The organism is Paraburkholderia sp. Ac-20347 (genome assembly GCF_017104805.1).
GTDB classification, from domain to species: Bacteria; Pseudomonadota; Gammaproteobacteria; order Burkholderiales; family Burkholderiaceae; genus Paraburkholderia; species Paraburkholderia tropica.
The window spans coordinates 15346-32162 of the sequence record NZ_JAAGPN010000091.1; the positions used below are offsets into that span (position 1 = coordinate 15346).

The following is a 16817-nucleotide window of genomic DNA, read 5'->3' on the forward strand; positions in this document are numbered from 1 at the left end:
CGATCAGCTTTGCGGTCCGTCCTCGCGGAACTCTCTCACCACCTGCAGCTTCTTCAGCGCCTCGCAGATCGACGCATATTCGGGCGACGAGACGCGGCTCAGCACGATCATCACCTCGTCGAGTTCGGGCGAGTCGTCGCTCTGCTGGACCACGAACTGCTTGACGCGCGGGCTCGACACGCCAAGCGCGTCGTGCAGCGAATGGAACGTGAGCGCACCGCGATCGACCAGCAGCGAGATGCGGCGGCGCTGCCGGAACGTGATGAAGCGCCGTTCGAGCGGTTTGATGCCCGCGAGGATGATGAGGATGATCACGGTCGCTGCAATCGACGCCGTATAGAGCCCGCCGCCGACCGCGAGGCCGATGGCCGCCACCGACCAGAGGCTCGCGGCCGTGGTCAGCCCGCGCACGATCTCGCCGCGCAGGAGGATCGAGCCCGCCCCCAGGAAGCCGATGCCCGAGACGACCTGCGCCGCCATCCGCGACGGGTCGAGCACGACGTGGTCGCTGTTGAGGACGTCCGCGAAACCGAATGCCGAGACGATCATGATGAGCGCCGAGCCCACGCACACGAGCATGTGCGTGCGCAGCCCGGCGGCCCACGAGAGGCGTTCGCGCTCGAAACCGATCACGCTGCCCAGCAGCGCCGCCATCACGAGGCGCGCAATGATTTCCCAGTTGTTGATCATGATGTTGCTCTCCGTTACGTCGTGGGCGCGCTCCGTTGCCCGACTTCCTGCATCGCGCGCGGGCCGCCCTGTCGTTGGTATTGCCGCGGCGCACCGCGGCCTGCTCCACCTGCCCGGCCCGATCTTCGGGGCGAAGGGGCCGGGGCGTACAATCGCGGACACTGTCCGGCTCTGCGCGCCTCCTTGCGCGCCTATGCAATACATGAACACCGCTACCGGCGCAGCCAGCCTGCGCAATCATTTCGACCGCATCGTGCTGCCGCTGTGGCGCGGCCCCGGCTTCAACTCGGCGCTGCGTCTGCCGCACGAAGCGCTCGCCGTGCGCGACGGCCACGCCGCGCCGCTGCCCGACACGCGCTATCGCGCCATGGCCTGCGCGCGCCAGCTCTTCGTGTTCTCGCAGAACGGCGACGCCGCGCACGCGCACACGCTGTTCGATTCGCTGCGCCGCACCTTTCAGGACCGCGCGCGCGGCGGTTGGTTCTATAGCGTCGATCCGCACGGCGCGCCGCTCGACACCACGAAGGACCTCTACACGCATGCGTTCGTGGTGTTCGCGTGCTCGGCGTACGGCCAGCGTTTCGGCGTGACCGAGGCGCTCGACACGGCGCGCGAAACCTCGTCGCTGATCGTCGACCGCTTCGCCGCCCACGACGGCCTGCTCAACGGCGCGCTCGACGCCTCGTTCGCCACGGTCACCGGCACGCCGGTGCAGAACCCGCTGATGCATCTTACCGAAGCCTGGCTCGTGGCCCGCGAGGCCACCGGCGACGCCGCCTTCGACACGGCCATCACGCGGCTCGTCGAAGCCGTGGCGCGCAGCTTCCTGCACGCGCCCACGGGCTGTATCGCGGAGCTGCCGCTGGGCACGGCGGACAATCGCCTGGAGCCCGGTCATCAGTTCGAGTGGTTCTGGCTCGCGGCCCAGGCCGGCGCGGCGCGACTCGGCGCTTCGGGGCTGCAGGAAGCGCTCGGGCGCGCATTCGACTTCGCGGTGAAGCACGGCGTGGACCCGGTCACGGGCGCCGTGGCCGCCGCCACCGACGAACACGGCCGCGTGACCGACGCCACGCAGCGCATCTGGGCGCAGACGGAGTATCTGCGCGCGATCGCCACGCACGGCGATATCGTTGCGCGCGCAACGCTCGGCGAGCAGATCGGGAAATTCGAGCAGCGCTTTCTGACGCCGCACGGCTGGGTGGAATGCCGCGATGCGAGCGGCGCGGTCGCGCGCGCAGACATGCCGTCGACCACGCCGTATCACTTGCTGACGGCGTATCAGGCGCTGCCGCAAGGCTGAAAACGACAACGGCGCGGTGAGACCGCGCCGTTGTGCTGGTGTCGATGCGCCGCCGCCCGAAAGGCGGCGGTCGATCCAACGATCAATACGCCTCGGCCATCGCCATGCCCGACGGCTCCGCGCGCGACGTCATCGGCGCCAGCGCACGGCCTTCCGCCAGCACCGAAGGCGAGATTTCGAAGGCCGCCACGGCATCCGCGAGCTGGCGCGTCTGCTGATGCAGCGACGAAGCCGCCGCCGCCGCTTCCTCGACCAGCGCCGCGTTCTGCTGCGTCATCTGATCCATCTGCGACACCGCCGTGTTCACCTGATCGATGCCCGCGCTCTGCTCGAGCGACGACGCGCTGATCCCCGCCATCATCTGCGTGGCGCGCGAGATCGACGCCGACACTTCGCGCATCGATTCGCCCGCGCGCTCGACCAGCTCCGCGCCGCCGCGAATCTGCGAAACCGACTCGCTGATCAGCGTCTTGATTTCCTTCGCCGACTGCGCGCTGCGTTGCGCGAGGCCGCGCACTTCGCCCGCCACGACCGCGAAGCCGCGGCCCTGCTCGCCCGCGCGCGCCGCTTCCACGGCGGCGTTCAGCGCGAGGATGTTGGTCTGGAACGCGATGCCGTCGATCACGCCGATGATCTCGGCGATCTTGTCCGAACTCTTCGCGATGCCGTGCATGCGCTCGACCACTTCGCCCACGACGTTGCTGCCGCGCGACGTGGCGTCGAGCGCCGCTTCCGCGAGCTGGTTCGCCTCGCGGGCGTTCTCGGCGGTGTTGCGCACCGTCCCGGTCAGCTCTTCCATGCTGGCCGCCGTTTCTTCGAGCGATGCGGCCTGCGATTCCGTGCGCGCCGACAGATCGGCGTTGCCGGTCGCGATTTCGTCCGCACCGACGTTGATCGAGCCGGCCGTCTCGCGCACCGTATGCACCGTGCGCGCGAGGCTCGCCTGCATCACCGAGAGACCGCGGAAAAGGCGACCGATTTCGTTGTCGCCGCGCGCCACGATGACTTCGTCCAGACGGCCGCGCGCGATGCGGTCGAAGTGACGGCCCGCTTCCTCGAGCGGCGCGACGACGCCGCGGCGCAGCGCGTAATGCACGCCGGTCGCCAGCGCGATCAGCCCGAGCAGAATGATGATGCCGACGGTCTGGAACACCGCGAGGCGCGTGTCGATCGAATCGAGCGACGCATGGCTCGCGGCGGACGTGAAGCGCGTGAACGCCTGCAGTTCGGCGAGGTAGGCGTCCTGATACGACTGCGTCGGCTGGTCGAGAAACGCCTGAATATTGTTCGCGTTGAGGTCGTCCACGAGTTCGGCGAGCGCCTTGTGATAGACCTGATAACGCTGGCCGAGCGCGGCCACGCGCGCGCGGTCTTCGTCGTTGATCGACTCGACGGCGGTCAACTGCGCGTACGACTGCTCGGCGGCCGTGAGCTGCTCGTTCGCGTGGCCGATCATTTCCGTCGGCGCCGCGCCGCCGCGAATCAGGCGGGTGCCCGCGCGCGACAGGTTGATGCGCGCGTCCATCAATTGCTGCGTGATGTCGTTGGCCGCGCTCGCCTGGCGCAGCGCCACCTTGGCGAGGTCCTTCACGTCGTCGTGCGTGCGGGTCAGCGCCCAGAAACCGAGCCCTTCGGTCACGAGCTGGAGCACGCAGAACGCGACGAGAACACATAACAGGCCGGATGCGACCTTGATCTTGCTGAACATCTTGAACACCCTGGGATGGCAGTGAGTAGGTTCGGCGCTTGCATGTGATCGCTCGCGCCCGCACTACGTTTACGGCCTGGCAAACGTTGTATTGAGGCCAGTTTCATGAAATTTCCGCGTCAAACGCGCAATTCAGCATTGCAGAAAAAACCGCCAGATCATTGACGCTGTTTTTCGCAACAATATCGGGGGTTAAACCTCCGATTTACCTTGCGCCGCCGCAAGACGCTTCCTAGAGTGGTTAGGAAACCACGGGGCGCGGGCCCAGGGGACAGTGATGACAGATCTGGTGGATCGCGCGCGCGGCGCGCTGCACGCGCAGCCGTTCAGCGTGTTGCTGGGGACGGAGCTGATGCACGTCGGCGCCGACGAGCTCACGCTGCGCCTCGTCGTGCGCGACGAACTCAAGCAGCAGCACGGTTTCGTGCACGGCGGGGTCATCAGCTATCTCGCCGACAACGCCCTCACGTTCGCGGGCGCGCTGGCGCTCGGGCCGCGTGTGGTGACGGGCGAATACAAGATCAACTATCTGCGGCCGGCGCTCGGCGGCACGCTGATGGCGCGGGCGCGCGTGGTGCATGCGGGGCGTCAGCAGGCCACCTGCCAGTGCAGCGTGTTCGTGATGGAGGACGGCGTCGAGCGGCTGGTCGCGCTCGCGCAGGGCACCATCAACCGCATGGGCGAGAACGGCGACAACAACGGCCATCCTGCCTGACGCCATGACGCCATCGGCGCGGCATGCCTTACCGCGCCGAAAGAAAAACGGCCGCGGATCACCCGCGGCCGTTTGCTTGTCACCCGACGTGCGGCGACTACACCTTCGCCGTCATTCGGCAGCGCGCGTCTTCTGCGTCTGCTCGCCGAGGCCTTCGATGCCGAGGCGCACCGTCTGTCCCGGCTTCAGATACACCGCGTTCGGCTTCACGCCCATGCCCACGCCCGGCGGCGTGCCGGTCGAAATCACGTCGCCCGGCTGCAGGCTCATGCACTGCGAGAGATACGACACGAGCTTCGCGACCGTGAAAATCATCGTGCGCGTGTTGCCGTTCTGATAGCGATGGCCGTCCACTTCGAGCCACAGCGAAAGATTCTGCGGATCGGGCACCTCGTCGCGCGTCACGAGCCACGGGCCGGTCGGGCCGAACGTATCGAAACCCTTGCCCTTGTCCCACTGGCCGCCGCGCTCGATCTGCCACTCGCGCTCCGACACGTCGTTGATCACGCAGTAGCCCGCCACGTGATTCAGCGCCTCGGCCTCGCTCACGTTCTTCGTCGGCTTGCCGATCACCACGCCCAGCTCCACTTCCCAGTCGGTCTTGACCGAGCCGCGCGGAATCTCGATGTCGTCGTTCGGGCCGACGATCGCGCTCGTCCACTTGTTGAACACCACGGGCTCGCCCGGCACCGGCATGTTCGATTCGGCGGCGTGATCGGCATAGTTCAGGCCGATACACACCATCTTGCCGATGTGGCCCACGCACGGACCGAGACGCGGATTGCCTTCGACGAGCGGCAGCGTTTCCGGATCGATCGTGCGCAGTTGCGCGAGGCCCGCGTCGGAAAGCACGTCGCCGGCAATGTCGGCGATCGCGCCCGAGAGCGCGCGAATGCGGCCTTCGGCGTCGAGCAGACCGGGCTTTTCGTGGCCCTTGGGGCCATAGCGGAGCAGTTTCATCGTGAGCGTTCCTTGTCTCTTGGGTAGGTTGCGCGCGACGTGCTGGCGTCGCGCGCGAATATCTGGCGTCGCGGCGGCCGCGGACTAGTTCGACCAGCCGCCGTCGATCACGTGCGCCTGGCCGGTCGTGAAACCCGACTCGTCCGACGCGAGATAGAGCGCGAGCGCCGCGATTTCCTCGGGCTTGCCGACGCGGCCCATCGGCTGGCGCGCGACGAACGCGGCGCGCGCCGCATCGACCGTGGTGCCCTGCGCCGACGCCTGCGTGGCGATGCGCTCCTCCAGCGAGGGCGACGCGACGGTGCCGGGACAGATCGCGTTGCAGCGGATGCCGCGCGTCACGAAGTCGGCGGCCACGGCCTTCGTCAACCCTATCACAGCCGCCTTCGACGCGCCGTAGACGAAGCGGTTCGGCACGCCCTTCACGCTCGACGCCGCCGACGACATGTTGATGATCGAGCCGCCGCCCGCCTCCAGCATCGCGGGCAAAAACGCGCGGATCGTGCGGTACATGGCCTTGGCGTTCAGATCGAAGGCGAAGTCCCAGTCCTCCTCGCTCGCCTCCAGAATCGAGCCGGCATGCACGTAGCCCGCGCAATTGAACAGCACGTCAACCTTGCCGATTTCCTCGGCGAGCGAGCGGATCGCCGGGGCGTCGAGCACGTCGAGCCTGCGCGCCTCGACCGGCAGCGCCTTGAGCGCATCGATGCGCAGGTCGGTCGCGATGACGCGTGCGCCTTCGCGCGCGAACAGTTCGGCGGCCGCGTAGCCGATGCCCTGGCCCGCCGCGGTGATCAAGGCCGTCTTGCCGGCCAGTCGTTGTCCCATCTGCCACTCCCAAAGAAAGCGCGATTGCCATGAAGCCGATGATGAAGCCCGATCGATGCGATGCCGCAAACGGCCATTATGGCCAGAGGCACGCTCATCATGCGATTTGCGCGGATGTTTTCTAACCGGCTGGATCGGCGCGGCGCGCGAGACCGCCTCGCGCCAGATTGCCGCCAGCCACAGGTCAGCCTTACGTCAGCCTCTAGCCAGTTTCAACCGCGATCGAGACGATAGAACGCCGCCGCGTTGCCGCCGAAAATCGCGGCGCGCTCGTCGTCGTTGAGATCCGCGAAAAGATGCTGAGCGCAGTCGTGCCAGCGCGCGTAGTCGCCGTTGAGGTTGAGCACCGGCCAGTCGCTGCCCCACATCAGCCGGCGCGCGCCGAAGCAGGCGAGCAGATGCGCGATCCACGGGCGAAGCGTTTCGTCGCTCCAACCCGGCGCGGCTTCGGTCGCGAGCCCGGACACCTTGCAAAACACCTGTGGAAAGCGCGCGAGCCGCGCGATGGCTTGCGACCACGCCGCGTAGCCAGGCGACGCCGCGCCGCCGTCGCGAATCGGCGGCTTCGCGCCGTGATCGATCACCACGCGCAGCGCCGGATGCCGCGCGAGAAATGTTTCGAGCGCGCGCGCGTGGCGCGTGAAAATCAGCGCGTCGAAGGCGAGGTCGTGGGCGATCAGCGCGTCGATGGCGCGCGCGGTATCGGCGTTCGCGATCCAGTCGTCGTCGGGCAGGTCTTGCAGCATCGGGCGCACGGCGCGCAGTTTCGGCGCGCGCGCGAGTTCGGCGATCAAAGCGGGCGCGCGCGCATCGTCGAGCGGCAGCCAGCCCACGACGCCCGCAATCGACGCGTCGTCGCGCGCGAGGTCGAGCAGCCAGCGCGTCTCCTCGACGGTCTGCGCGGCCTGCACGAGCACCGTGCGCGCGACGCCGCACGCGGCACGCAACGGCGCGAGATCGGCGGATAAAAACGGACGATAAAGCGTGCGCAGTTCCGGCGTGAGCCAGCCGTAATCGCCGCGCGCCGGGTCCCAGTAATGCTGATGCGCGTCGATCGCTTCGTGCCAGACGTGCTCGCTCATGATGCGGCCTGCGTCGGCAGCGGCGCACGCGCGTCGATGAGCCCCTCGTCGCGCAACGCAAGCCAAAGCTCGCGCGGCAGCGCCGTCTCGAACGACGCCACGTTCTCCTGCAATTCCGCCGCGCTGCGCGCGCCCGTGAGCACCGTCGCCACGGCCGGATGCGCATACGGAAACTGCAAGGCCGCCGCCGCGAGCGGCGCGCCAAACGTGCCGCACACGGCTTCGAGCCGCGCGACGCGCTCCACCACGTCAGCCGGCGCTTCGCCGTAATTGAACTTGCGATCGCCCGCCACGCCGCGCGCGAGAATACCTGAATTGAACGCGCCGCCGAGCAGAATGCTCACGCCGCGCTCGACGCACGCGGGCAGCAGATCGTCGAGCGGCTGCTGTTCAAGCAGCGTGTAACGGCCCGCGAGCAACGCGCAATCGATATCGAATTCGCGCATGGCATCGACGATCACCTCGCGCTCGTTCACGCCGAAACCAATCGCTTTCACCGCGCCCGACGCGCGCAATTCGTCGAGCGCGCGAAAGCCGCCACCCTCGCTCAGTTGCCGCCAGTAATGCGCGTTGCGATCGCCGTGCGTGAAGCGGCCAATGTCGTGTACGAGCAGCATGTCGATATCGACGATACCCAGACGCATCTGGCTGTCCTCGAACGAACGCAGAATGCCGTCGCGCGTGTAGTCGTAAATCGCCTCGAACGGCAGCGGGTTCTGCCAGCCTTCGCTGCCGTCATACGCGTGCGTGCGCGGCACGAAACGGCGGCCGACCTTGGTCGACAGCACATAGGCTTCGCGCGGATAACGGCGCAGCGCGTCGCCGAGTCGATGCTCCGCCTTCGTATGGCCGTAGTGCGGCGCGGTGTCGAAATAGCGCACGCCCGCGTCCCACGCGGCGTCGACGGTCGCGCGCGCTTCGGCTTCGCTGAGATCGCGATACAGGCCGCCGAGCGGCGCGGTGCCCAGACCCAGCGCGCTCACTTCGAGCGCCGTGCGCCCGATGCGCCGACGCTGCGTCACCTGCGGATGAAATGCCTGCGTCATGCGGCTCGTCTCCAGAAGTCGCCGATCAATGCGATGTCAATGTTCGACCGCCACATGCACCGGCACGCGCGCATTCGCGGGCAAACACGCGGGACCGACCGGCTCGAAGGTCTTGTACGTGAGAATGAATTCCTGATGCCCGAGCGATTCCGACTTCGACCGCGCGCCCTGCGCCACCGCGAGCGTGACGTCGAACACTTCGCGGCCCACTTCGTCGAGCGTCGCGCGGCCTTCGAGAATGCGGCCCGCGTCGATATCCATATCGCCCGCGAGATTGCGATACGTGAGCGGATTCGCGCAGACCTTGATGACGGGCGACAGCGCCGATCCCACTACCGAGCCGCGCCCCGTCGTGAACAGAATCACATGCGCGCCACAGGCGATCAGTTCGGCGATCTCCGCGTTGTCGCTAATATTCGGGAATCCGAAACGTGGCTCGCCGTCGGGCACCACGTCGAGCAGATACAGACCGCCCGTGGGCGGCACATCGCCCGGCTTCACGATTCCGACAATCGGCGACGCGCCGCTTTTCGCGTACGCGCCGAGCGACTTTTCCTCTTGCGTGGTCAGCCCGCCATCCGCATTGCCGACCGCGAACGAACCGTGCCCGAGAATCGAGTAATAGCGCGCCGCCTTCGCCACGCATTCGACGATGGCATCGCCGAGTTCCGGCCGCGCCGCGCGGCTTTTCATGTGATATTCGCAGCCCACCAGCTCGCCGGTTTCCTCGAAGATGCACACCGACCCCGCCTCGATCAGATGATCGAACGCGCGTCCCACGGCCGGATTCGCCGTGATGCCGCTCGTGCCGTCCGAGCCGCCGCAGATCGTGCCGACCACGAGTTCGTCGAGCCGCATCGGCACCTTCTTTTGCAGCGCGAGTTGCGCGCGTGCGCCGCGCACCCAGTCCACGCCGTATTGAATCGTGCTGCGCGTGCCGCCCTTTTCCTGGATCGTCAGCACCTCGACGGGCCGCCCGCTCGCGCGCACCTGTTCGACCAGATAATGCTTGTTCATGCTCTCGCAGCCGAGCGAAACGAACAGCACCGCGCCCACGTTCGGATGCGTCGTGAGGCGCGTCATCATCTTCTCGGCGTAACTGTTCGGGTAGCAGCCCGGAAAGCCGATCAGATGCACGGGCGATTCGTGCAATTCTTTCGAAGCGCGCGACGCGTCCGCATCGTCGAACGCGTGCGCGTCGTCGTAAAGCGGTTCGCGAAACTGCGCGACGATCTCGCGCGCCACGTGATGCGCGCACTCGACCAGATACGCCACGGCGACCACGTTGCGAATGCCCTTGCGGCCATCGCTGCGCGGCCAGCCTTCGAGCGTCGGCGCATCGGCGCGCGCGGCTTCGGCGTTGAATGAAGTCATGGCAATGTCCCTTGCTAGCGGTGCGGCACGAACTCGTGGCCCGCGTCGTGCGTGTACGTCGGCAGATAATCGCTTTCGAGGTTGTGCGTATGCAGATGCGCGCCGCGCGGCACGTCCTCCGTCACGTGGCCGATGCGCGCGCCGTAGCGCAGCACTTTTTCGTCCTTCGCGAGCGCGCGCCGCGCGATCTTGTGGCCCAGTTCGATGGTCTTCGCGAGCGTCACGCGTTCGCCCTCGATCTCCAGCGTCTCGCCCGCCGCGAGACGCGCGGCGGCGATCAGGCAGTTGTCGTCGGGGGCGAGCAGGATGAGGCGCGCATCGGTGTGTCCGGAACGGCTGTTCAAGTTCTCTCTCCGCGTTCAGTTCTGGGCTTCGCCGCCCGCCAGCCGCGCCACCATCAGCGAGCCGAGGATGATCGCGCCGTAGATCGCCTGCACCCAGAACGACGGCACCTGCGCGAGCGTCAGCAGGTTCTGCACGACGCCGAGCAGCAGCACGCCCAGCAGCGCGCCGAACATCGTGCCCTTGCCGCCGTCGAGCGAAATCCCGCCGATCACCGCCGCCGCGAACACCGTGAAGATCATGCCGTTGCCCTGATTCGCGTTGATCGCGCCCACGTAGCCCGTCACGATCAGCCCGCCGATGGCCGCGAGGATGCTGCCGAGCACGAACACGCCCCACGTGATGCGCTCGACGCGAATGCCCGCCGCGCGCGCCGCGTCGGGATTGCCGCCGATCGCGTAGAGCGCGCGGCCCACGCGGTGATAGCGCAGCATGAAGGCCGCGAGCGCGAACGCCGCCGCCGCGAGCCACACCGAAAGCGGCAAACCGAGCACGATGGTGGTGGCGAGCGCGAAGAACGACGGCGGCATGTCGAACAGCGTGCCGCCCTTGGTCGCGCCCACCAGCATGCCGCGCAGCACGATCAGCATCGCGAGCGTGACGATGAACGCGTTCAGGCGCAGCCGCACGACCAGAAAGCCGTTGACGAAGCCGATCAGCGCGCCCACCGCGACGATCGCGATCAGGCCTGCAAATGCGGGCCATTGCAGGCCGAATCCCGCCGACGCCGCCGGCATCACGAGCATCGCGCCGATGGCGGGCGCGATGCCCACAGTCGATTCGAGCGAGAGATCGAACTTGCCGGTCAGCACGATCAGCGATTCGGCGAGCACGACGAGCGCGAGCGCCGCCGACGCGCCCAGCACGCTGATGAGATTCGCCTTCGTCAGAAAACTCGGGCTCACGAAGCCGCCGATCACGAGCAGCAATACCAGCGCCGGCAGCAGCGCGAGATCGCGCAGACGTGCGAACTCGATACGCGGACGCGCGCGTTTGCCGGTGGCGGCGAGGTCGCCTTGCGCGGCCGCGAACGCGGGCGTCGAAACACTATTCTTCATGGAGATCGACTCCTTCGACCGATGCAATCAGTTCATGGTCCTGCCAGCCCGCCGCGAATTCCTGCACCACGTTGCCGCGAAACATCACGAGCACACGGTCGCAGGTGCGCAGATCGTCGAGTTCGCTCGACACCACGAGCACAGCTTTACCTTCGTCGCGCACGCGGTCGACGACCGAGAGCAGCGCCTCTTTCGATTTCACGTCCACGCCCGCGGTGGGATCGATCAGCACGAGCACATCGGGATTGCTCGCCAATGCGCGCGCCATCACGACCTTCTGCTGATTGCCGCCCGAGAGCCCCGATACCACGTGATCCGGTCCCTGCGCGACGATGCCGAGCGCTTCGATCATGCGTCGGCCGACCTGCTGCTTCTTCGCGGGCGGCGCAAAACCGAGACGGCCGAGCAGGCCCGCGATCGTCATCGACGCGTTCTCGGCCACCGACTGCGTGAGCACGAGTCCTTCGTGATGGCGATCCTTCGGCACGCAGCCCACGCCGCTCGCGAGCGCGTGCGGCACGTCGCCGGGCTTGAGCGCCGCGCCGTTCACGCGGATCTCGCCCGACTGCTGCGCCGTGAGCCCGGCAATCGCCTCGCCCACGCTCGTGCGTCCGCTGCTGGTCGCGCCCGTGAGGCCCACGACTTCGCCGCGCCTCACCTGCAACGAGACATTCGCGTAATCGGCACCCGTGATGTTGCGCACGTCGAGCGCGAGCGCGGCGTCGGCGGGCAATGCGGCGCGGGCCGCGGCATCGGCGACGTTGAGGCCGCCGCGTTCGCCCGTCATCGCTTCGATCAGGCGTTCGCGCGGCAACTCGGCAACCGGCGCGCTCACGATATGGCGCGCGTCGCGCAGCACCGTCACGGCCTGGCAAATCTCGTACACCTCCTGCAAATGGTGCGAGATGAACAGGAACGTCACGCCTTCGCGCTGCAATTCGTCGATGCGGCGAAAGAGGCGTTTGATCTCCTCGCCGTCGAGCTGCGCGGTGGGTTCGTCGAGGATGATGAAACGCGCGCCGTACGACAGCGCCCGCGCGATCTCCACAAGCTGGCGCGCCTCCACCGTGAGGTCGCCCGCGCGCGCGTCCTCGCGCACGTCGATGCGCCAGTGGTCGAGCAGCGCGCGCGCGTCGCGGCGCATGCTCGTCCAGTCGATCACGCCGCGCTTTACCGGCTGACGATTGATGAAAAGATTCTCCGCGACCGTGAGATCGCGGATGATCGTCGAGTGCTGATAGACGCAGGCCACGCGCTCGCGCCACGCATCGCGCTCGGCGATGGGCGGCGCGGGCTCGCCGTTGAAATGCACCGCGCCTTCGTCGGGCTTGCGCAGTCCCGTGAGGATCGACACGAGCGTGGACTTGCCCGCGCCGTTGCGCCCCACGAGCGCGTGCGATTCGCCCGCCGTCACGCGCAGGCTCACGTTCGCGAGCGCCGCCGTGGAGCCGAAGCGTTTGGTCACGCCGCTCGCTTCGACCACGGGCGGCTGCGAGCGCGCCGCGCGCTCGCGTGACAGCGTCATCGTCTGCGCAGGGGGCGCGGTGTCAAGCCGATCGCGGGTTCGATCGCTCATTTGACCGCTCATTTGACCGTATTACCCCAGAGGTTCTTGTCGTCGACGTTCTGCTTCGTCACGAGCGGCGCGGGCAACTGGTCTTCGAGCACGCCGGGCTGCAACTGCACGATGTTGCTGTCGTGATCGGTCTTGCCCGGCTTGAACGTCTTGCCCTCCAGCGCGGCCTTGATGTAGTAGAGGCCGTATTTCGCGTAGAGATCGGCGGGCTGCGAAATCGTCGCGTCGATCTCGCCCTTGCGGATTGCTTCGTATTCCTGCGGAATTCCGTCATTCGAGACGATCACGATATGCTTCGCGTCGCCCGCCGGAAACAGCAACTGCTTGCGGCGCAGCGTCTGCAGCGTGGGCGAGAGATAAACGCCGCCCGCCTGCATGTAGATCGCCTTGACGTCCGGGTTCGCGGTCAGCAGGCTGTCGAGCGCGCTCGCCGCCACGTCGCCCTTCCAGCCCGCCGGAATCTCCAGCAACGAGAGCGACGGATACTGCTTCAGGCAGGCGCGGAACGCCTCGGAGCGGTCGCGCCCGTTCACCGAAGCGAGGTCGCCCATGATCTGCACGACCTTGCCCGACTTCACGTGCTCGCCGATGTACTTGCAGGCTTTTTCGCCGTAAGCGTGATTGTCGGCGCGCACGACCATCGCCACGTTGCCCTGGGTGGGCGCGACGTCCACGGCCACGACCTTCACGTTCTTCTGCGCGGCGTTGTCGAGCGCGCGGCTGATCGCGGCCGAATCGATCGGCCCGACCACGATGCCCTTCGCGCCCAGATTCACCATGTTGTTCATGTCGGTGATCTGCTGCGCGGGATCGTTGTTCGAGTTGACGGGCGCGAGGATGTCGATGCCCATCTGTTTCGCGTACACGCCGAGGTAGTTGTTGTACGACTGCCAGAACGGCGACGTGAGCAGCGGCAGGCCAAGGCCGACCTTGCCCGCGTCCGCGGCCTGCGCCATGCCCGATACGCCGAACGCGGCCGCGCAGACGGCCGCCGCGCCCAGGGTCTTCGCGGCGAGGCGCAGCGACGCGCGCGCCTTGCGCGTTTGAATCAAGCGGCGGGCCGCGTGCGGCCCGGTTGCGAACGCCATGTCAGTCTCCAAAGTTGTCGTTGTTGAACCATCATGTGCGCGACGCGTCCGCCTGAAAAAGCGACACGCGCCCGCGGCGCTGCGACTGCCTTTCCCAACCCTTTCCGTTGCCTTTTTCCTTCCCGACGCCACTGGCGCATATTCACCAGTGAACCTATTATTCATATACGCACGATCCAAGGTCAAGGAATGTGCAGTGCAGCAAGGCTCCGGAATTTCCCTGGGCGCGTCAGGGTTTTGTCGCTGTTTGTGTCGGCAAGGCGCTTTGAAATAATCGCGGGAGGCGCGCCGCGCAAGGCTGCGGCACGCAGGCAACGAACAAGGACACGATGAAAGCGAACGCACGTACGCGGCGGCCGGCGCCGCCGCCCGAAGCCATCGAAGCGGATATCGGCGACATGCATGATGAAAAGCACGACGAGAAAGACGACGGCGACCGCTACCGAGCGCCCGCGCTCGACAAAGGTCTCGACATCCTCGAACTGCTCGCCGAACAACGCGGCGGCCTCACGCGCGCCGAGATCACGAAGGCGCTCGGGCGCAACGCGAGCGAGATCTATCGCATGCTCGAACGGCTCGTTGCGCGCCAGTACGTGATGCGCTCGGAGGCCGGCGACCGCTACGCGCTGAGCCTCAAGCTGTTCGCACTCGCGCATCGTCATCCGCCGATGGAGCGCCTGATCGCCGAGGCGCTGCCGCTCATGCAGCGCTACGCGAACGACGCCGAGCAGTCCTGCCATCTCTCCGTCTACGACCGCGGCAATCTGCTCGTGATCGCCCAGGTGGACGGGCCGGGCACGTGGGGCATCGCGGTGCGCCTGGGTTCGCGCGTGGGTCTCGTCGATACGAGTTCGGGGCGCACGATGCTCGCGTTCCAGTCGCCCGAGCAGCGCGCGCACATGCTCGCGGAACACACCAAGGTGAAGGGCGAAATCGCCATCGATCACGCGGCGCTGGAAAGCGCATGCGAGCAGATTCGCGCGGCGGGCGTTTCGCGCACGGACAGCCAGCAGATCTTCGGCGTGACCGACGTGACGTTCCCGGTGCTCGGGCCATCGGGTCAGGCGATCGCGGCGCTCACCTGCCCGTTTCTCAAACGTATCGACGACTACGTCGCGCCCTCGCTCGACGAAGCCACGCAGATGCTCGGCGCGACCGTGCAGGCGCTGTCGATGTTCCGCGAAGGCGATGCTTAGGAATCCGCGAAATCCGCGCGGCTGCAATGCCCGCTGCGAGGCCGGCTTCGACGTCGATTGAACGCGCTGGCCGCCTCGCGCGTGCGGTGCTACGCTCGAAAGCCCTGCGTGCAATGCGCGCCAGTGTTTCAGCGAGGAGACAACGATGACCGATCTCGTGACATGCGTGTGGTTCGATCAAGGCCAGGCGCGCGAAGCGGCGCAGTTCTACGCCGCCACGTTCCCCGACAGCCACGTCGATGCGGGCCATGTCTCGCCGATCCCCGGCATCGGCGTGGGCGCGGAGCTGATGGTGGATTTCACGGTGCTGGGCCGGCGTTTCGTCGGTCTGAACGGCGGCCCGAACTTCAAGCCGAACGAGGCGGTGAGCTTCATGGTGCTGACCGACAGCCAGGAAGAAACCGATCGCTACTGGAACGCGATCCTCGCGAACGGCGGCCAGGCGTCCGATTGCGGCTGGTGCAAGGACCGCTGGGGCTTTTCGTGGCAGATCACGCCGCGCCGTCTGCTCGAATTCGTCGGCGGCGCCGACCGCGAAGCCGGACGCCGCGCCATGGAAGCGATGATGACCATGCAGAAGATCGACATCGCCGTTATCGAGCGCGCGGCGGCGGGTCAATAGTTCATCAACCGTAGTTCATCGACCCTGGCTCATCAACCGGCGACGACGAACGGCGCGCGATCGCTCGCGTCCTGCGCCTCGCGCGCAAGAATCGCCACGTACAGCCGCTCCAGATCGCGCGTGAAGCGCTTCGTATCGAACAGGGGCGCGTCGTCGCGCGCTTGCACGAGCCGCTCGCGCACCTGTGCGTGCCACGCCGGATCGTGCGCGAGCGCCAGCGCGATCTGGAAATAGGCGTCGAGATCGCGCGCGATCAATTCCTCCAGCCCAACCGCGCGCAGCAGGCTCGCGCCCACGCGTCCCGCGAGCAGCATGCCCGGCGCGCTGACCATTGGCACGCCCGCCCAGAGCGCGTCGCTGCCCGTGGTGTGCGAGCCGGTCGGCAAGGTGTCGAGCGCGAGATCGGCGAGTTGCAGACGCGCGAGATGCCGCTCATGCGGCACGCGCGGCGCGAAGATCACGCGCGCCGCCGTCACGCCCTGCTCCGCGAAGAACGCATGCAGATGCGAGCGCGCGCGCGGCTCGCCCGGATCGAGCAGCCACAGCACGCTGCCGGGCGTGGCCGCGAGCAGACGGCGCCAGATCGACGCAATGCGCGCATTGAGCTTGAAGATCTGATTGAAGCTGCAAAACACGAAGCCGCTCGCGGGCAGGCCCGCTTCGGCGCGCGTGGGACGCGGCACGCACTCGCGGCGGTGGTCGTGAGGCTGATAACAGTGCGGCATCAGCGCGAGCGTTTCGCTGTAGTGCGCCGCCGTGACGGGCGGCGTCACCACGACGTCGCCGATCAGATAATCCGCCAGACGCGGCGCGCCGAGCGAGCCCGGATAACCGAGCCAGCTCACGATGACCGGCGCGGGCCGCAGCGCCGTGATGCCGAGCCGCGTGCCGGTCGTGTAGCCCTTGAGATCGACGAGCAGATGTACGCCGTCCTGCGCGATGCGCGCGGCCGCCTGCGCGTCGCTGAGCGCGCCGATCTCGTGCAGCGTGGCCGGGCACTGCGCAAGACGCTCGCGCCACGCGTCGTCGGGCGCGATGTCGCCGTACGCGTACAGATGGATGTCGAAGCGCGCCGCGTCGTGCAGTTCGAGCACGCCCGCCAGCAGACGCAGCGTGGCGTGATCGTAAAAATCCGCGGACAGATAACCGATGCGCAGACGCGCGCCCGTCTCCCGCGGATCGCCCGCTTCGAACGCCGCCAGCGCCTCGGCCAGTCCCGCGCCGCGCGCGAC

At 67.3% G+C, this 16817-nt stretch carries 15 protein-coding genes and 1 pseudogene; 4 read left to right on the top strand and 12 right to left on the bottom strand.

Features of this window, described 5'->3' with window-relative positions; translation table 11 throughout:
* Positions 1 to 3 precede the first annotated feature (3 nt).
* A complete protein-coding gene (locus G3N97_RS18430) occupies positions 4 to 690 on the bottom strand; it encodes an MgtC/SapB family protein (RefSeq protein ID WP_065065691.1) in 687 nt (228 codons plus the stop codon).
* Positions 691 to 892: 202 nt separating this feature from the next.
* Between G3N97_RS18430 and G3N97_RS18435 the strand changes: the two genes are divergently transcribed.
* A complete protein-coding gene (locus G3N97_RS18435) occupies positions 893 to 1990 on the top strand; it encodes an AGE family epimerase/isomerase (protein WP_241030662.1) in 1098 nt (365 codons plus the stop codon).
* Between the two features lie 82 nt (positions 1991 to 2072).
* On the opposite strand, the gene G3N97_RS18440 is transcribed toward G3N97_RS18435, so the two are convergent.
* Positions 2073 to 3698, bottom strand: a complete 1626-nt coding sequence (locus G3N97_RS18440; RefSeq protein ID WP_205994527.1) for a methyl-accepting chemotaxis protein — start codon at positions 3696 to 3698, stop codon at positions 2073 to 2075.
* A gap of 277 nt (positions 3699 to 3975) precedes the next feature.
* On the opposite strand from G3N97_RS18440, the gene G3N97_RS18445 reads away from it, so the two are divergent.
* A complete protein-coding gene (locus G3N97_RS18445) occupies positions 3976 to 4413 on the top strand; it encodes a PaaI family thioesterase (protein ID WP_205994528.1) in 438 nt (145 codons plus the stop codon).
* A 111-nt stretch (positions 4414 to 4524) separates the two neighbouring features.
* On the opposite strand, the gene G3N97_RS18450 is transcribed toward G3N97_RS18445, so the two are convergent.
* The 9 genes from G3N97_RS18450 to G3N97_RS18490 form a co-directional block, all read right to left on the bottom strand.
* Positions 4525 to 5373, bottom strand: a complete 849-nt coding sequence (locus G3N97_RS18450) for an ureidoglycolate lyase (protein ID WP_176082048.1) — start codon at positions 5371 to 5373, stop codon at positions 4525 to 4527.
* Positions 5374 to 5457: 84 nt separating this feature from the next.
* Positions 5458 to 6201, bottom strand: coding sequence for an SDR family oxidoreductase (locus G3N97_RS18455; RefSeq protein ID WP_205994529.1), 744 nt, complete (start codon positions 6199 to 6201; stop codon positions 5458 to 5460).
* Between the two features lie 212 nt (positions 6202 to 6413).
* Positions 6414 to 7283, bottom strand: coding sequence for an amidohydrolase family protein (locus G3N97_RS18460; protein ID WP_205994530.1), 870 nt, complete (start codon positions 7281 to 7283; stop codon positions 6414 to 6416).
* Positions 7280 to 8329, bottom strand: coding sequence for an aldo/keto reductase (locus tag G3N97_RS18465; RefSeq protein ID WP_205994531.1), 1050 nt, complete (start codon positions 8327 to 8329; stop codon positions 7280 to 7282). The genes G3N97_RS18460 and G3N97_RS18465 overlap by 4 nt, the downstream gene beginning before the upstream one ends.
* A 36-nt stretch (positions 8330 to 8365) precedes the next feature.
* Entirely contained in the window at positions 8366 to 9703 is a 1338-nt protein-coding gene (locus G3N97_RS18470; protein WP_205994532.1) for a UxaA family hydrolase, read from the bottom strand.
* A gap of 14 nt (positions 9704 to 9717) precedes the next feature.
* A complete protein-coding gene (locus G3N97_RS18475) occupies positions 9718 to 10047 on the bottom strand; it encodes a UxaA family hydrolase (protein ID WP_183713442.1) in 330 nt (109 codons plus the stop codon).
* A gap of 15 nt (positions 10048 to 10062) precedes the next feature.
* Positions 10063 to 11103, bottom strand: a complete 1041-nt coding sequence (locus tag G3N97_RS18480; RefSeq protein ID WP_205994533.1) for an ABC transporter permease — start codon at positions 11101 to 11103, stop codon at positions 10063 to 10065.
* Positions 11093 to 12628, bottom strand: coding sequence for a sugar ABC transporter ATP-binding protein (locus G3N97_RS18485; protein WP_065065698.1), 1536 nt, complete (start codon positions 12626 to 12628; stop codon positions 11093 to 11095). Before G3N97_RS18485 ends, G3N97_RS18480 begins: the two co-directional genes overlap by 11 nt.
* Positions 12629 to 12687: 59 nt before the next feature.
* The gene (locus tag G3N97_RS18490) at positions 12688 to 13635 is read right to left on the bottom strand and encodes a sugar ABC transporter substrate-binding protein (RefSeq protein WP_231957798.1); all 948 of its coding nucleotides are present in this window, start codon (positions 13633 to 13635) and stop codon (positions 12688 to 12690) included.
* 530 nt (positions 13636 to 14165) lie between these two features.
* On the opposite strand from G3N97_RS18490, the gene G3N97_RS18495 reads away from it, so the two are divergent.
* Both G3N97_RS18495 and G3N97_RS18500 read left to right on the top strand, forming a co-directional pair.
* Positions 14166 to 14963 carry an IclR family transcriptional regulator gene (locus G3N97_RS18495; protein ID WP_205994536.1) on the top strand — a complete coding sequence of 266 codons (798 nt, stop codon included), beginning with the start codon at positions 14166 to 14168 and terminating at the stop codon, positions 14961 to 14963.
* Positions 14964 to 15108: 145 nt separating this feature from the next.
* Positions 15109 to 15585: a VOC family protein gene (locus G3N97_RS18500; protein WP_205994534.1), complete on the top strand. Its 477-nt coding sequence runs from the start codon at positions 15109 to 15111 to the stop codon at positions 15583 to 15585.
* A gap of 32 nt (positions 15586 to 15617) precedes the next feature.
* Here the strand turns inward: G3N97_RS18500 and G3N97_RS18505 are convergent.
* Positions 15618 to 16817, bottom strand: a pseudogene (locus G3N97_RS18505) (hypothetical protein); the annotation flags it as partial.